This window comes from Larsenimonas salina (genome assembly GCF_023736155.1).
Classification (GTDB): domain Bacteria; phylum Pseudomonadota; class Gammaproteobacteria; order Pseudomonadales; family Halomonadaceae; genus Larsenimonas; species Larsenimonas salina.
In genome coordinates this window covers 21,770-37,797 of sequence record NZ_JAMLJJ010000003.1, presented here as the reverse complement: position 1 = coordinate 37,797, position 16,028 = coordinate 21,770, and the positions used below count along the sequence as shown (strand labels likewise).

At 61.2% G+C, this 16,028-nt stretch carries 11 protein-coding genes; 3 read left to right on the top strand and 8 right to left on the bottom strand.

Features of this window, described 5'->3' with window-relative positions:
* Positions 1-23: 23 nt before the first annotated feature.
* The 3 genes from NAT23_RS07305 to NAT23_RS07295 form a co-directional block, all read right to left on the bottom strand.
* Entirely contained in the window at positions 24-650 is a 627-nt protein-coding gene (locus NAT23_RS07305; protein WP_251926840.1) for a hypothetical protein, read from the bottom strand.
* Positions 651-1,028: 378 nt separating this feature from the next.
* Positions 1,029-1,979 carry a homoserine kinase gene (locus tag NAT23_RS07300; RefSeq protein WP_251926838.1) on the bottom strand — a complete coding sequence of 317 codons (951 nt, stop codon included), beginning with the start codon at positions 1,977-1,979 and terminating at the stop codon, positions 1,029-1,031.
* Between the two features lie 112 nt (positions 1,980-2,091).
* On the bottom strand, positions 2,092-2,337 hold the full coding sequence (locus NAT23_RS07295) for a DUF2782 domain-containing protein (protein ID WP_251926836.1): 246 nt from the start codon (positions 2,335-2,337) through the stop codon (positions 2,092-2,094).
* Positions 2,338-2,515: 178 nt separating this feature from the next.
* Between NAT23_RS07295 and polA the strand changes: the two genes are divergently transcribed.
* Positions 2,516-5,287: a DNA polymerase I gene (gene polA / locus NAT23_RS07290; RefSeq protein WP_251926835.1), complete on the top strand. Its 2,772-nt coding sequence runs from the start codon at positions 2,516-2,518 to the stop codon at positions 5,285-5,287.
* Between the two features lie 99 nt (positions 5,288-5,386).
* On the opposite strand, the gene NAT23_RS07285 is transcribed toward polA, so the two are convergent.
* Positions 5,387-6,562 (bottom strand): MFS transporter, encoded by a 1,176-nt coding sequence (locus NAT23_RS07285; protein WP_251926834.1) that lies wholly within the window; start codon positions 6,560-6,562, stop codon positions 5,387-5,389.
* Between the two features lie 232 nt (positions 6,563-6,794).
* A complete protein-coding gene (locus NAT23_RS07280; protein ID WP_251926833.1) occupies positions 6,795-8,921 on the bottom strand; it encodes a CHASE domain-containing protein in 2,127 nt (708 codons plus the stop codon).
* A gap of 163 nt (positions 8,922-9,084) precedes the next feature.
* Between NAT23_RS07280 and NAT23_RS07275 the strand changes: the two genes are divergently transcribed.
* The gene (locus NAT23_RS07275) at positions 9,085-11,547 is read left to right on the top strand and encodes a sensor domain-containing protein (protein ID WP_251926832.1); all 2,463 of its coding nucleotides are present in this window, start codon (positions 9,085-9,087) and stop codon (positions 11,545-11,547) included.
* Here the strand turns inward: NAT23_RS07275 and NAT23_RS07270 are convergent.
* The 3 genes from NAT23_RS07270 to NAT23_RS07260 all read right to left on the bottom strand — a co-directional run bounded on the left by NAT23_RS07270 (position 11,529) and on the right by NAT23_RS07260 (position 15,289).
* The gene (locus NAT23_RS07270) at positions 11,529-12,071 is read right to left on the bottom strand and encodes a cytochrome b (protein WP_251926831.1); all 543 of its coding nucleotides are present in this window, start codon (positions 12,069-12,071) and stop codon (positions 11,529-11,531) included. The genes NAT23_RS07275 and NAT23_RS07270 overlap by 19 nt on opposite strands.
* Positions 12,072-12,228: 157 nt before the next feature.
* A complete protein-coding gene (locus tag NAT23_RS07265; protein WP_251926830.1) occupies positions 12,229-13,377 on the bottom strand; it encodes an SIR2 family protein in 1,149 nt (382 codons plus the stop codon).
* Positions 13,378-13,465: 88 nt separating this feature from the next.
* Positions 13,466-15,289: a feruloyl-CoA synthase gene (locus NAT23_RS07260; protein ID WP_251926829.1), complete on the bottom strand. Its 1,824-nt coding sequence runs from the start codon at positions 15,287-15,289 to the stop codon at positions 13,466-13,468.
* A 234-nt stretch (positions 15,290-15,523) separates the two neighbouring features.
* Between NAT23_RS07260 and NAT23_RS07255 the strand changes: the two genes are divergently transcribed.
* On the top strand, positions 15,524-15,997 hold the full coding sequence (locus NAT23_RS07255; protein ID WP_251926828.1) for a MarR family winged helix-turn-helix transcriptional regulator: 474 nt from the start codon (positions 15,524-15,526) through the stop codon (positions 15,995-15,997).
* Positions 15,998-16,028: the final 31 nt, after the last annotated feature.

Below are 16,028 nucleotides of genomic sequence, written 5' to 3'. Positions count from 1 at the left end.
TGTTCGGTGCACGGCAGTCGAGTCTAGAGCAGCGGCGAGAGCAGAACAAAGCCACCGAGGGCTGCGCCGGTCGCGCCGAAAAGCGCGCGGTAATCCGTGGTCTTTAACTGGGAGGCCCGCCACAGCATGCTGCCGATCAGCGGGATCGCCCACATGACGAGCGCGCCGGGGCCAAAGAAGACAAGGGCTGCGAACAGCCAGAGGCCGCTCTTGATCGCCTTTTTCTGGGTAACACGCCCCTTGATCAGCGGCGCCAGTGCGCCGAGCACCAGGGCGATCGTGATGACATCCGCCGTATCGACGTGGCCAAGCAGCGTCAGTGCCAGAAGAAACAGCCAGACCCGTGCGGTGCGCTGGGCGATGGGGCTTGTGTAGCAAAGCCTGCGGGCGCAGCGATAGACGTGCGCTGCCGCCACGCCGAGCGCAAGCGGGGTGGCGACATTGATAAAGCGCCGGGAATGGTCAATGGCGTCAAACGCACTGGTGTGTTGAAACGCGCCCAGCGACCAAAGCTCGGACAGGGCCGACAGCGGCTGCCAGAGCGAGACGCCGATGGCCCAGAGCACGAGCAACGCGATGCCATCCCGATTATCGACCAGCGCGCGCTGTGACGGGCGCAGTCGGGCGATCCAATTTGACGTGAGCGCCATGAGTTCACTGCTCCTGGATATCAAATGGCCTCCAGTGTGCCGAGTAAGGATTAAGGTTTTATGAACGTGGGCCATGAACGCGCCCGGTGCCGATACGACCACAGACACGGCCGAGCATTCCAGGGGATTAAGATTCGGTAAAGAAAATCGCAGGTTGAACGCCAGTGCCAGTGCCGTTGGTCAGGTGACGCGGTGAGCGCGGGACGAGACGCAAAAGAAGGGCAAGCAACAAGAAGGGCAGGAAAAGAGAGAAGGACAAGCAACGAAAGAAGAGCAGGTAATGAGAGAAAAGCAGGCAACGAGAGAGACGAGCACCAAGAGGCGCGCTGCGCTCGAGCCGGATCAAACGCCGGCTCGAGCGGCAAGGCCTGCGTTGGGTCAGGCCGGAAGCGCGGGCAGCTCCAGATCACGGCGTGCTTTGACGATGGCGCGGTATTGAGCCGGGTCCTTTGGCGTCAGGGTATGCGCCGGCGGGTCGACGTAGACCACAAGCAGGCGCGAGAGCCAGTAGCGAAGCGCCGTCATTCGAAGCATCATCGGCCAGAGGGCGCGCTCGCGGTCGGTGAACGGCCGTTCGGCAAGGTACGCGCCCAGCACCGAGGCGTAGCGCTCATGATCGATGGCGCCGTTCTCACGCGTGCACCAGTCGTTGACCACGATCGCGAGATCGAAGATCAGATCCCCCGTGCAGCCGTTGTAGAAATCGATCAGCCCACCGAGTCGGTCGCCATCGAACAGGGCGTTGTCACGGAAAAGATCGCCGTGAAGCGCGCCCTGGGGCAGTGCCGTGTCGGTGCCGAACGTCGCCTCAAACGCATCCAGTTCGTCGCGCATCAACGCCTGGTCGTCGGCGTTCAAATAGCTCAGTACCTTGGTGTGGTTGGCCGAGATCCAGCGAAGATCGCGCGGGTTGGGGCGGCTGCCGGTAAAGTGGCGCGACACCGTGTGCAGTTGACCAAGCGTCTGGCCGATGGCCGCGCACTGGGCAAGGGTCGGATCATGCGGATGACGCCCCGGCAATCGCGGGAACAGAAGCGCCGGCTTGCCGGCAAGGCTTTGAAGCGCCACCCCGGTCTTGTCGTGGATCGGGCCAGGCACTGGCAGTGAGTGGCCGGCCAGAAAATCGAGCAGGTCGACAAAAAAGGGCAGCTCTTCCTGCTCCCCTTGTTCGAACAGCGTCAGCACCAGTTGCTGCTGGTCGGTGGTGACAAAAAAGGTCGAGTTCTCGGTGCCGCTGGCGACTTCCTCGAGGGTGACAAGGTCACCGATCTCGTAGCGCAAAAGAAAGTCGCGGACCTGAGCCTCGGTCAAAGGTGTAAAAACCGCCATGATAGCTCGCCAGTCGATAAGGGAGAGGGGCACGCTTAAGGGCAGGTGCCGTCAAAAAGCGCCAGTTTAGCCGCTCGGGTCGGCCGGTTCCATGCGTGAACGCAGCACGCGCTCAGTCTTTGGTCCAGTCGGGGGCGGCAACGGGTTCTGCGCCTTCGTAGCGCTCGAAGTTGCCATCGCCATTGCGATCAATCAGCACGTAATGGCCGCTGTCATCGGTCACCGCGATGGCGTACAGGTAGCCGTTGGTGCGGTATTCCTGGGTTACCGCGGCGCCTTGATCGGGGGCGGCCTGGGCCGGAAGGCCGAGGGCGCCAAGCGCGAGCAGGGCAATGAACGACAGGCTGCGTGAGGTCATGGGCGCACCGTGCAGTTGAAAGATAGAGCGTGAGTGTAACAAACGGCAACTGGGCATACGATGCCGATCGGCGTGCGCCCGAGTGCCGCGTGATTGGCCCGATCGCATCAGGCCGCCTGACAGGCGCGGGCGCGTTTCGTATCATGGGCCTTTCCGATTTACGCCGACGGGAGCTCCCATGGCCGCTACTCCGATCGTCCTCGTCGACGGTTCGTCCTATCTCTACCGCGCCTTTCACGCCCTGCCACCGTTGAGTGCTGCCGACGGTACGCCAACCGGCGCCGTGCGTGGCGTGGTGTCGATGCTGAAAAGCCTGATCCGTCAGTACCCGGAAAGCCCGATGGCGGTGGTGTTTGATGCCAAGGGCAAGACCTTTCGAGACGAGATCTACCCCGAATACAAGGCGCACCGCCCGCCCATGCCGGACGATCTGCGACCGCAGGTCGAGCCGTTGCACGACTGCGTGCGCGCCCTTGGCCTTCCGCTTTTGTGCATCGAAGGGGTCGAGGCTGACGACGTGATCGGCACGCTCGCGTTCGAGGCGACGCGCGATGGCCGCGATGTGGTGATCTCCACCGGCGACAAGGACATGGCGCAGCTCGTAAGCCCCCACGTCACGCTGGTCAACACCATGAAAAACGAAACCCTCGATGAAGCCGGCGTCGAAGAGAAGTTCGGCATTCCTCCCGGGCTTATCATCGATTACCTCGCGCTGATGGGCGACAGCGTCGATAACATTCCGGGCGTGCCGGGAGTGGGCCAGAAAACGGCGCTGTCGCTATTGACCGGCATGAACGGTGGGCTCGACACCATTTTCGGCGATCTCGAGCGCGTGACCACGCTCGGCTTTCGTGGCGCCAAGAGCCTGCCGAAAAAGCTCGAAGCCAACCGGGAGCAGGCGTACCTCTCCTACACGCTTGCCACCATCAAGACCGACTGCGAGCTGCCGGTGGGGCTGACCGATCTGGAACGTCCCGCGCCGGACGTTGACGCGCTGCGTGCGCTCTACACCCGGCTCGAGTTCAAGGGCTGGCTCAATGAGCTGGATAACGACGGCGGCGACGCGAAACAAACTGCAGCCTCGGGCGATGCCGCGGTCGAGGACCCGGAGCCCGAGCGCCAGACCGGTTTCGCGCTCGATGAGCAGGATTACCGCGCGATCGTTGATGAGGCCGAATGGCAGGCCTTTCTCGAGCGGCTTAACGCCTCTGACGCGGTCTGTTTCGATCTGGAGACCACCAGCCTCAATTACATGGTGGCCGACATCGTCGGTATCGGCTTGGCGCTCATGCCGGGCGAGGCGGTTTACGTGCCGGTCGGGCACGACTATCTCGATGCCCCGGACCAGCTTGATCGTGCCCGGGTGCTTGCCGATCTGGCGCCGCTGCTTGCCAGCGAGCGCGTCACCAAGATCGGACAGAACCTCAAGTACGATCTTGAGGTGCTGGCGCGCTACGATGTACCGGTCGGCGGGCCACTGGTGGACACCATGCTCGAATCCTACGTGCTCAATTCCACCGCGACCCAGCACAACATGGACGCGCTGGCGAAGCAGTACCTGGGCCATGAAACGGTCAGCTTCGAGACCATTGCCGGCAAGGGCGCCAAGCAGCTCACCTTCAATCAGATCGCGCTCGAGGAGGCCACGCCCTACGCCTGCGAGGATGTGGACGTGACGCTTAGGCTCCACGCCATTCTGCGCCCGCGCATCGAAGAAGCCGGGCGGCTTTCCGAGGTGCTCGACGGCCTCGAGCGGCCCCTGATTCCGGTGTTGACCCGAATGGAGCGCACCGGTGTTCTGATCGACACTCAAAAACTCGGCGAGCAGAGCCGGGCGCTCGGCGAGCGGATCGAGGCGATCGAAAAGGACGCCTTCGAGCTTGCCGGGCGCGAGTTCAACCTCGGCTCGCCCAAGCAGCTTGGCGAGATTCTGTTCAATGAGCTTAAACTTCCGGTGATCAAGAAAACGCCCAAGGGCGCGCCCTCAACCGCTGAGGCCGTGCTCGAGGAACTGGCACTGGATTACCCGCTGCCGAAGGTGATTCTGGAGCATCGAGGGCTTTCGAAACTGCGCTCGACCTACACCGACAAGCTGCCGCAACTGGTCAACGCCGAAAGTGGGCGCATTCACACGAGCTACCATCAGGCCGTGACCGCCACCGGCCGGCTCTCCTCGAGTGACCCCAACCTCCAAAACATTCCGGTACGTACCGAGGAAGGCCGCAAGATTCGAACCGCCTTTATCGCCCGAGATGGCTACTCGATCGTCGCCGCCGACTACTCTCAGATCGAGCTTCGGATCATGGCGCACCTCTCCGAAGACGAAGGGCTACTGGAGGCGTTCGCCAATAATCAGGATATCCACAGCGCCACGGCCGCCGAGGTGTTCAACGTTGCTGTGGATAAGGTCAGCGCGGATCAGCGCCGCAGCGCCAAGGCGATCAACTTTGGCCTGATCTACGGCATGAGCGCCTGGGGGCTTGGGCGTCAGCTCAACATCGAGCGTAACCAGGCTCAGACCTACATCGACCGTTACTTCGACCGTTACCCGGGGGTGGCCCGTTTCATGGAGCGCACCCGCGCCGACGCCGCCGACACCGGCTTCGTCGAGACCGTGTTCGGCCGGCGGCTGTACGTGCCGGACATCGCCTCGAAAAACCACACCCGCCGTCAGGCCGCCGAGCGCACCGCGATCAACGCCCCGATGCAGGGCACCGCCGCCGACATCATCAAGCGCGCGATGATCGAGGTCGATGCCTGGCTGTCAGGCGGCGAGTTCGATGCCTGGATGGTGATGCAGGTGCACGACGAACTGGTGTTCGAGGTCAAAAACGATCAGGTCGAGGCCTTCAAGGCCGCCGTCAGCGAGCGCATGATGCAGGCCGGTGAACTCAGCGTGCCGCTGCTGGTCGAGGCCGAAAGCGGGGCGAACTGGGAAGAAGCGCACTGACAAACGCGGTTTTGGATTCTGACACCGCGTTCGAATAAAACCGGGGCCACCTGAAAAGGCGGCCCCGGTTTTTTTACAGCTCGACGTTTGCGTGAACGGTCATGCGGCTGCGTGGCGCTGGCGTTTTTCCTGCCGGCGAGCCACCGCCCAGATTGCAAGGCCGCCAAGGGCCAGCAGACAGCCGACCACACCGGTCGAGCGGTAGCCGAAGCCGAAGGCCAAGGCAAGGCCTGCAAGCCATGGCCCGAGGGCGTTGGCCATGTTGAAGGCGACGTGGTTGAGCGCGGCGGCCAGGTTCTGCGCCTCGCCGGCCACGTCCATCAAGCGCGTCTGCAGGATGGTGCCAAGCGCGCCGCTCATGCCGATGCAGAACACGTCGATCGCGATCAGAATCGGGTTGTCCGCGACCAGCGGGAAGGCTGCGAGCGCGGCCGCGCTCCAAAGCAGTAGCCCGCCTGCCGTCGGCATCAGGGAGCGGTCGGCAAACCGGGGCAGAACCACGTTACCCACCGTCATGCCGAGACCGAAGATGCCCAGGATGATCGGCATGGAATGCGCTGACATCTGGGTGACGTGATCGAGCGTCGAGGTCAGGTAGGTGTAGACCGCGAACATGCCGCCAAAGCCGATGGCGCCGATGGCGAGCGTCAAAAGCACCGCGCTGTTGCTGAGGGCGCGAAGCTCGCTCTTGGCGCTCTGGCCCGTGGCGACCCCGGTTTTCGGTGCGAACAGGGCGATCATTGCAACGGTCAGAAGGGCCAGTGCGGTGACCAGCCAGAACCCGAACCGCCAGCCGAACACGTTGCCAAGCCAGGTGGCAAGCGGTACCCCGACGATGGTCGCGACCGTCAGCCCCAGCATCACCATGCCGACCGCGCGGGTGCGCTTGCCGCTTGTGACCACGGACGCGGCCATGAGCGCGGCCAGACCGAAGTAGGCGCCGTGAGGCAGGCCACTGATGAAGCGAAAGAGCATCAATGAGTTGTAGTCGGGGGCGATCGCACTCAGGCCGTTGCCGAGCGCGAACAGGGCCATCAGGGCCAGAAGCAACCATTTTCGGTCGATCTTGGCGGCAAGTACCGTGATGACTGGCGCGCCGATGACCACGCCGAGGGCATAGACACTGATGATGTGGCTGGCGGTCGAGGGGGAAATGGCCATGTCGCTTTGAATGAAGGGCAAGAGGCTCATGGTGGCGAATTCGGTCGTGCCGATGGCAAAGCCGCCAGTGGCCAGTGCCAGCAGGACGAGCAGAGGGTGGGTATGACGGGTCATGGAACCTCACGTAAGTGGTGCGATCACCGGCCTTCCTTGCGGTTGCGCGGAACGCCGATCGGAACTGAATGTGTAAGCTTAAGGACCCAGAAACCGCCCGGATGGGACGGTGGGGGAAGGGCGAAGTGTCTGGGATTTTAGACGATCGTCGTAGATTCACGCCATGGGTTGGCCTGCAAGTTTTCGAGATCAATGTGCGTAACGCCCTCATGCCCACAAGCGCGGGCCAACGTCATGCCTTCGGCACGCGCACCCAAAAGCGCGTTCCGCCTTCAGGCGGCGTTTCAAAACCGATCTCACCGCGCATGTTGATCACCAGCTGTCGTGTAATTGCAAGGCCAAGCCCCGTGCCGTTGACGTTACGGGTGTCGGAGGCGTCAGCCTGGGAAAACTGCTGAAAGATGTGAGGCTTGAACGCCTCGGGAATACCCGGGCCGCGGTCGATGACCGAGACGATCACACTTTCCGAGGCGTGGTGGATGTCGATGTCGACAACATCACCTTTCGGCGAGAACTTGATGGCGTTGGACAGCAGGTTCGACAGCACCTGTTGAAAGCGCAGGCTGTCGGTCTGGACGTGCGTGTCGTCGAACGGGCGTGCGTTGAGTGTCACTCCGAAACGGTCGGCGTAGCCCTGATTGCTTTTAAGCGCCTCATCGATCAGTGCGCGAAGGGCGTAGGACGCCAGCGAGAATGTCATCTTGCCGGCGATCAGCTTGTCCATGTCCAAGAGATCGTTGATCAGGAGCGTCAGGCGGTCGCTGTTGAGCTTGGCGATATCGAGCATCGGGGCCATGGGCTCCGGTACCGGCCCCAGCGCGCCGGCATTGACCAGAGACAGGGCGCCTGAAATCGAGGTCAGCGGCGTTCTGAGTTCGTGGCTGACCGTCGAGACGAAACTTCGCTTCATCTGATCGATACGGTGACGTTCTGATTGATCCATGTTAACGCCGCTGATGCGAATGGCCTGGCCGGAGCCGTCACGCTGGATGGTGCCGCGAGAGAGAAAGGGAATGTAGTGGCCATCGCGGTGGCGCAGGCGAAATTCGACATTGAACTCGGTGTCGTTCGAGCCGAGCCGGTCATAAAATCGGGTCACCGTTTTTTCGTGATCCTCGGGGTGCAGCAGGGACATGAACGTGTCGATGGTGGTGGGGTAGTCATCATGCGTCAGCCCCAGAAGCGACCACCAGCGCTCGGAGAAAAACAGCTCCCCTTTTTGAAGGTCGTACTCCCACCAGCCGTCATTGCTGCCACTCAGCACGCGCTCCTGACGTGCACGGATATCCTGAAGCTCCCGTTCGTTATGACGAATGGTGCGCGTCATTCGCTTGGCAAGCCGCTCGGCCTTTCGTTGCCGATTGACCATGATAAACACCAGAGCGAACGCGAGCAGGGCGACGGCGAGGCCGGTCGGCAGCAGCAGGTGGTCGGCAAGCGAGACGAACTGTTTTTCGAACCCTGGCAGGCTGTAGACGCGAAGCGTCCACGTCTTGCCGAAGTGATCGAGGGTGAGTTCCTGGGTGTAACGGGCCTTGTCGATATCGACCTGGGCCTCATCGAAGGAGCGATACATTTCGGTGGCAGGCGACGGCGCCCCATCGAACAGAACAAAGCCGAGGCTGCTGCTTGAAGGGACGCTGCCTTCGATCAGGTCACTGATGCGGTACGGGCTGTATACAAACCCTCTGAGCGCTTGCCAGCGCTGCGCCCGGGTCAGAAGCGGTTGTCCCTCGTAAAAGACCGGGACGTAGATCAGGACGCCGGCCTGCTCCCTTGTCGACGCCGCTTTTTGAACCAGGGTGACGCGTGACGTCATGCTCGTCGCGTTCTGGTCGACGGCGCGGACCATCGCCTGGCGACGCGTCTCGTTCGAAAACATGTCATAGCCGAACGCATCGAGGTTGGCGCCGGAAAATGGCTCCAGATAGGTGACCGGAACGTACAGCGCGCGCGCGCCTGGCGGATGCACCTCGAACGTCGGAAATCCTTCATCGCGAACGCGCCGCTCGAATTCCGGACGCTCAGCGTCTCTTAGAAGGCGGGCGTAGCCGAAGCCCAGAATGCCCGGGTAATTTTGATCCAGGTGGAGGCTTTCGTAGTAGTGATGCCACTCCCGGCGGCTGACCGTTCGGCTGGCACCGATGAACCCTGCGCCACTATTTAGAATCAACTCGTGATTCTTCATGCGCTCAGTGATGGCAAGGGCAATGTCATCGGTCAGGATCATGAAGCGTGCCCTGGCGTAGTCGTCGTTTTGCTGAACGTACCAGCGATAGGTCGTCAAGGTGATCACGGCGATGATTAATGCTGTCAGCCAGGGCAGCCAGCGGGGCGAAAAAAGAGTGCCTCGAGCCATGGGTCAAATCCACAGTTGAAATACGCGGTTCAGTACATAGTCACAGAGGCTACTTTATCCGCTTCGGTGAGGCGGTATTGAATGAACAGGGCGGTTTTTTTCGGTCAATCTATCCTGCGGCCTGCCGATATCGCAGCAAATACGTTCAATTGATCGAGCCATGATGAACAACGACCCTATTTATCGATATCTAGTGCATAACGTCATCGACTACGCGATCTATCTGCTTGATCTCGATGGCAATGTAATGAGCTGGAACGAAGGGGCCCGCCTGATCAAGGGGTACACGCCCGAGGAAATCATCGGGCGGCATTTCAGCTGCTTCTATACCGACGCCGACCGCCAGTCAGGACTTCCAGCGCTTGGACTCAGGCTTGCGCGTGAGGATGGCCGCTTTGAAAACGAAGGCTGGCGCATTCGCAAGGACGGCACCCTGTTCTGGGCAAGTGTGGTGATCGACCCGGTGCACGATGACACCGGCACGCTGATCGGGTTTGCCAAGGTGGCCCGAGACAATACCGAGACCATGCAGCAGCAGCGCCGTCAGATCGAGGAGGAGCACCGGTTTCGCCTTCTGGTCGAGGGCGTCAGTGACTACGCGATCTACATGCTGAGCCCGGAAGGCATCATCACCAACTGGAACGCGGGCGCCCAGCACATCAAGGGGTATATCGCCGAGGATGTGGTCGGCAAGCACTTTTCCATGTTCTACACCGATCAGGACCGCGCCGACGATAAACCCGATAAGAGTCTGGATATTGCGCGCGAGCAGGGCAGCTTCGAGGCCGAGGGCTGGCGAGTGCGAAAGGACGGCTCGACCTTCATGGCGCACGTGGTGATCGAGGCGATCCGGGATGATCTGGATACGTTGATCGGCTTTGCCAAGATCACGCGCGACGTCACCGAGCGACGTGAGTATGAAAAAGCGCTTCAGGTTGCGCGAGACGATGTGATTGCACGCAACGAAGAGCTCGATGCGCTGACGACGTTTCTAAATTCCGTCATTGCCAATATTCCGATTCATGTGGTGGTGCAGGAAGTCGACACTGGCCGCATTCGGCTCAACAGCGAAGCGCTTCGTGACGCACAGGGTGGAAAACCGAGCGTGACCGCGCCGCACCATCTGGCGGAGATTCTCGACCAGCTGACCGGCGCCTCCGAGCGGGCCGTCCTGGAGCGCACCCTTCAGCAGACGCACGCCAAACTGCAGCGCGCCGATGGCACGCGACATCTTCGATGTCGCATGGTGCCGCTCGTGGCTGAAAACGAGCAGCTGCTGATGGTCTATCTGATCGAGGACGTGACTGAAACCAAGCAGGCCCACGATCAGATTCACCACATGGCGCATCACGACGCACTGACCAATTTGCCGAATCGAAGCCTGTTCGTTCGATGCATCGAGCAGGGGCTCGAACTCTGCCGCGAGCGCCGCCAGAGCACCGGCGTGCTGATGCTTGATCTTGATAACTTCAAGGACGTCAACGATGTGCTGGGCCATCACGTGGGCGATCAGCTTCTGATGGCGCTGGCCGCGCGGCTGCAACCGCTGTTGTCCGATCACGACATCATGGCGCGCATCGGCGGCGACGAGTTCGCCATTGTCATTCCGGCCTGTCACACCATCGATGCGCTCGAGGCGTTGGCCACCCGGTTGTTGGCGGCGGTTCAGACGCCGTTCGAGATCGATCATCACCAGCTTCAGGCCGGCATCAGCGTCGGCATCGCCCTGTCCTCGGAGACGCTTGATACGCCGGAAGCGCTGATGAAAAGCGCGGATCTCGCGCTTTATGAAGCCAAGCGGGTCGGCAAGGGGGCGTACGCCTGTTACAACGACGCCCTTCATCAGGCGGCGTGTGCCCGGCTCGATATGGAGGCGGATCTGCGTCGCGCCCTGCGCGAAAACGAGTTCGTCGTGTTTTATCAGCCGATCATGCGCGCCGACGATTACGGCCCGTCCGGCTACGAGGCGTTGATTCGCTGGATGCATCCGATGCGGGGGATGGTGTCACCGCTCGAGTTCATCTCGGTGGCTGAGCGCACCGGGCTCATTCACGACATCGGCCTATGGGTCCTCAATCAGGCCTGTCGCGAGGCGGCGTCCTGGCAGACTGAGATGACCGTCTCGGTCAATCTGTCGCCAATCCAGTTCGAGCGTCCGCAGCTGGTCGATGACGTGCAGCAGGCGCTGGTCACGTCAGGGCTTGCCCCCGAGCGGCTGGAACTCGAGATTACCGAATCCATCCTGCTCGATAGCTCACAGCGCAACATGACGACGCTCAAGGCACTGAAGGCGCTGGGCGTGGCCATCGCGCTGGATGATTTTGGCACCGGGTATTCCTCGCTTCACTATCTGCGCTCCTTCCCGTTCGATCGCATCAAGATCGACCGGAGCTTCGTGGATGAAATCTGTCAGAGCAATGAGGCCCGAGCGATCATCAAGGCGATCACGAGCCTTGGGAACAGCCTCGACATCAAGATTACCGCCGAGGGGGTCGAGCATCTCGATCAGGCCGAGGCGCTGCAGCACGAAGGGTGTTCCCACCTGCAGGGATACTATTTCGGCCGTCCTGCCGAGCTTGTCCGCGCGGCATCGACCGTAGGGCCTGCTCAGCCCGTTCGGGAGTGACCGAGCATGCGCGACAGCACCCCATCGTTTTTGATGCGGTGGTGGTAAAGCGCCATCGTGATATGACCCGCCACTGCCGCCAGAAGCGCCCAGCCAAGCCAGTGATGGGCTGTATGGAAAGCCCCTGCGCCCATGAGCGTGCTTGCATCATGCGGCCCCCACAGTGAATAGCCGAAGACTGCAAGCGGGCGACCACTTAAGTAGGTCATGGCGAGCCCGGCCAGGGGAATGGCAATCATCAGCGCGTAGAGGCCGATATGCCCGAGTGTGGCAGCCCGGCTGAGCGCGGGTGGACGCCGGCGAAGCTGGCCAAGCCCCCAGAGCGCCCGGATCAGGGCCACGCCGAGCAACAGTGTCCCCACCGATTTGTGGGTGCCGATCCAGGCGCCAAGCCACGCCGGGCGCCCCTCGACAAAAAGCGAGAGCGTCACACCGCCGAGCTGCCAGAAAATCAGAGCGGCCATCGCCCAGTGAAAGCCGCGGCTGATGAGGCCGTAGCGGGCGTTCGTATCTTGCCAATGCATGGTGCATTCCCTTTTTGTTTTTGCGCGAGAAGCGACTCTAGCGCGCCATGATGAACGCAGCCTTAATGAACGCCGACGCCCCCGGTCACTTGCCGTCGCGCTTTTGCGCCAGGCGAGCATTGCACATCACGCGGGTCGGCCATGACAGACGGCGTCCTCACTGCGTGACGGCGCGCCGACAGAACTCCTCGAAACGCCCACTGAAGTAGTGCTCTCTGGGCCAGCCGACGCTTGGCAGGTAGAAAAACACTTCTTCGAGGCGGGATTTGATGATGTCGTGGTTCTTGGTGTCGATCACGAACACGTGCTTGCCCCGGGCATCGCTCGGGCTTTCGGCCAATTGGCGAAGGATGAAACGGATCAGTGCATCCTCCGGCGGCATGCTGTAGCCCACAATCACCAACACATCCGTTTCGCGAAGAAGACGCACGGCCTTTGGAAACACCTGATGAAAGTAGGGTTCATCATAGTCCTGCACCTGTGAGGGCAGAATCAGCAGCGGTGGCGCCTCGCGGATGGCGCGATCGCTTCGGGCGCGGTATTCAAACTCGAAGCCCTCGAGCGTGGGTAGAATTTCGAACCCGCCGTTGATCTTGATGACGGTTCGATCCACCGTTCGCGGCAAATGCTCCCATATGGTGCTGCCGCAGATTCGGCTCGGCGTCACCCCACGATAGAGCCGCCCGAACACCGGTGCTGAATGCGCATGTACCCGTTCCAGAATGCTTTCGATCGTGAAGTCGTAATTGGTGGTTAGAAAGTGATACAGCGGGCAGTTGGCATCAAGGCCTGCGTGTCGGGCACGTTGTTCGAGAAGGGCGAACAGTGCGGTGATGTTCTGCTGATCCATGCTGTCGCGCTCAGTGGTGAAGCGCAGGTCATCGTCGACGTTTTGAACGTCGCAGGCGGCCTGAAAGCGGCGCATGATCAGGGTGCGCAGCTCACTGATGCTCAGTTTCAGGTTCTGAATATCGAAATAGCGGTTACGAATGTCCGGGTAGCGGACCTGCATGTCCAACACGTAGCGCAGGTTCTTGAACTGCTCGAAATTGAGACGTCGATAGTCTGCCCAGCCGATGACATGCAGCACGTGCTGCAGGTTGGGGAAGTCGTGAATGTCATCGAGGTCGATGGCGAACAGATCACCATCGGTCGGGGAGCTCGGGTCCCAGGCTTTCGAAAAACCGGCACCGCACCAGAATGTGACCACCGGTGGGCGGCGGCGGTCGAGCGGGTCGTCGAGCATGCCGTCGAGCAGCTCGATGAACGCCTGCACGGTGGCGGTGTTGTCGTCGGAAAATGGCATGGCAGGTAGCCCTTGTGCTGCAATCCTGCCTGGAGCATAGCGGGTTTGACGCGGGTTTGACGCGGGCGTGACGTCGGCCCGAGTCATCTCAACAGCGTGAGGGCATGATGACCTCGGCGCCGGGCGGGTCTGCGTAGAGCGTGTCGAGGTGCTCGGTATGGCGCTCACGGACCAGACGCTGATTGACCGAGCCCTTTTCCGTAACCTCCCCCTTGTCGAAGGAAAGGGGGGCCTCGAGAATCAGCAGCCGCTCGAGGCGCATCGAGCTTGATTTGCCCTGTTGATGAACGGTGAGGCGGTCGGCCAGAAATCGCCGGACAATGTCATTTCGGGCAAGCTCTGCAAGGTCCGGTTCGGTGCCGAGAAGGTCGGCGCAGTGGGTCTTGTTCAACACGAGCAGGCCCGTAAGGTAGGGGCGGCCTTCGCCCACGAGGACGATGTCCTGGGCGAGCGGTGCCATGTCCTCGACCAATTGCAGCCTGAGTGCGCCGACGTTGACCCAGGTGCCGGTCATCAGCTTGAAGTTCTCGCTCAGGCGCCCATCGAACATCAGGCCCTTTTCAGGGCTGCTCGCATCATGAAAGCGCATGGCGTCGCCAGTGCAGTAATAGCCTTCCTCATCGAAGACCGTTTCCGAGCGCGTGTCGTCCTTCCAATAGCCCGGCGTGACGTTTGGCCCCTTGAGGCGCGCCTCGAGCTTGTCGCCGGAAGGCACCAGCTTGACCGTCATGCCGGCAACCGGCTGTCCAACCAGGCCGCGAACGTGGTCCCGGTTTTGAGTGCAAAACGACAGGCAGGCCTCGGTAGACCCAAGCCCCGTCAGCATCGGTACACGTCGGCCCGTTTCCTGTAAGGAGAGGATGTCGAGGTGCTCGCTGACGTGGGAGGGCAGGCTGGCGCCGCCGAAATGCATCATTTTCAGGTTGCGAAAGAACGCCTCGCGCAGGGCATCGCTCTGTTGAAGATGATCGACCAGGGCTTCGAAGCCCTTTGGGACGTTGCAGTAAAACGTGGGCGAGATTTCCAAAAGGTTCTGAACCGTGCGCTCCACACCATCGACGGTGGGGCTGCCATCATCGATGTAGAGCGTACCGCCATTGTGAATGGTCATGCCGAGGATGGTGTTACCTCCGAAGGTGTGATGCCAGGGCAGCCAATCCATCAATACCGGCGGTGCGGATTCCAGAAACGGTAGGGTCTGTCCCAGCATGGCCTGGTTGCTGCAGATCATGCGCTGGGTATTGATGACGGCCTTGGGCATGCCGGTCGAGCCGGAGGTGAACAGCAATTTCGCGATGGTATCCGGGCCCACATCGGCATGGGCGTGGTCCACTGCCGCGCGCTTGGGGGTTGCCATCAGCGTATCGATTGAATGTGCCGAAACCGAGGGCACTGTTGCGAGCCTGTGAACCGTGGCGTCCGAGACGCACTCAAGTGCGTGTTCGAACCGGGCCTCCTCGTCGATGAAGATCATTCCCGGGCTTACCAGGTCGACGACGTGCTTCAATTTGGTGTAATCATTGGCAAGCAATGCGTACGAGGGCGACACCGGTGCATAGGGAATGCCAACGTGCATGGCCGCGCAGGCAAGCAGTGCATGATGGATGCCGTTACCGGAAAGCACCATGAGCGGCCGCTTGAGCGAGAGGTCGTGATCCAGCAGGGCCTGAGCAAGACATTCGACTGCTGCCAGCGCCTCGGCGTAGCTCATGGTATGCCAGGCGGCGCTTGCGTGATTTCGCTGACGCTCGGCCAGAAACGGCGCATCGGGCGTGTGTTCGGCCCAGTGTACGAGCCGGTCGGTCAGGCAGCGTGGGTGCGCCTTGAGCGATGGGCCGCTCAAATAATGAACACCGTCATCAGGGTGGTGTTCGTGGGGTTCGGGGTGGCAACTACCATTATCGGGCGACATGACAAGCTCCGTAGGTGAGGTCAACCGGATGACCGGGTCGCTGTGGTAATTAGTTATAAGGTGTAACTAGTTTTGTGGCTAGAGGCGTGGGATCAGACTTTAGGCTACGCAGTAGAAGGCGATTGGCCGGTTAAATAGAGAGTAACGCCTGAATAAGGTTATGTTTTATAATTAGATGGTTGCTGCGTAAGCGGCGGCTTATTTTTGCGGATGGGTGTTCAAATGGAGCTTGCTATGCAGCAGATGGGAGACGATCAATCAGGCTCTGAGACAGGCCGCACACTGATTCTCGATGAGCTTTTGGGGTACGCCCTGCGTCGGGCACAGCTCAAGGTCTTCAAGGATTTCGAGGAGGCCATGCGCGAGTACGCCATCCGCCCGGCCCAGTTTTCGGCGCTGGTCGTCGTGGAAGAAATGCCGGGCGTCACGCAGTCGGAACTCGCGCAGCGGCTTGCCATCGACCCGCCACGCGTGGTCAATCTCGTGCACGATCTTGAAAAGCGTGGCTACGCCGTGCGCGTTCGCTGCAAACGGGACCGTCGATCTCATGGCATCTTCCTGACCAAGCCGGGGGAGGCGCTGGTCACGACGCTCAAGCGGTTGTCGGTGGAAAGCGATGCCCGCGCCAGTGTGGGGTTGAGCGAGGACGAACGCGCCCACCTGTTGATGCTGCTTCGAAAGATCTACGACACCCCGGAGGCGCCCTGACGCCCTCGCGTGACTCAAGCCGGTCAAGCCG

What these genes read in the sequence shown, in the direction of transcription:
- NAT23_RS07285 (WP_251926834.1), bottom strand. Translation starts at nt 6,562, where the DNA reads ATGACCCGTCATACCCACCCTCTGCTCGTCCTGCTGGCACTGGCCACT.
- NAT23_RS07280 (WP_251926833.1), bottom strand. Translation starts at nt 8,921, where the DNA reads ATGGCTCGAGGCACTCTTTTTTCGCCCCGCTGGCTGCCCTGGCTGACA.
- NAT23_RS07270 (WP_251926831.1), bottom strand. Translation starts at nt 12,071, where the DNA reads ATGCATTGGCAAGATACGAACGCCCGCTACGGCCTCATCAGCCGCGGC.
- NAT23_RS07255 (WP_251926828.1), top strand. Translation starts at nt 15,524, where the DNA reads ATGCAGCAGATGGGAGACGATCAATCAGGCTCTGAGACAGGCCGCACA.
- NAT23_RS07305 (WP_251926840.1), bottom strand. Translation starts at nt 650, where the DNA reads ATGGCGCTCACGTCAAATTGGATCGCCCGACTGCGCCCGTCACAGCGC.
- NAT23_RS07300 (WP_251926838.1), bottom strand. Translation starts at nt 1,979, where the DNA reads ATGGCGGTTTTTACACCTTTGACCGAGGCTCAGGTCCGCGACTTTCTT.
- NAT23_RS07295 (WP_251926836.1), bottom strand. Translation starts at nt 2,337, where the DNA reads ATGACCTCACGCAGCCTGTCGTTCATTGCCCTGCTCGCGCTTGGCGCC.
- NAT23_RS07260 (WP_251926829.1), bottom strand. Translation starts at nt 15,289, where the DNA reads ATGTCGCCCGATAATGGTAGTTGCCACCCCGAACCCCACGAACACCAC.
- NAT23_RS07275 (WP_251926832.1), top strand. Translation starts at nt 9,085, where the DNA reads ATGAACAACGACCCTATTTATCGATATCTAGTGCATAACGTCATCGAC.
- NAT23_RS07265 (WP_251926830.1), bottom strand. Translation starts at nt 13,377, where the DNA reads ATGCCATTTTCCGACGACAACACCGCCACCGTGCAGGCGTTCATCGAG.
- polA (WP_251926835.1), top strand. Translation starts at nt 2,516, where the DNA reads ATGGCCGCTACTCCGATCGTCCTCGTCGACGGTTCGTCCTATCTCTAC.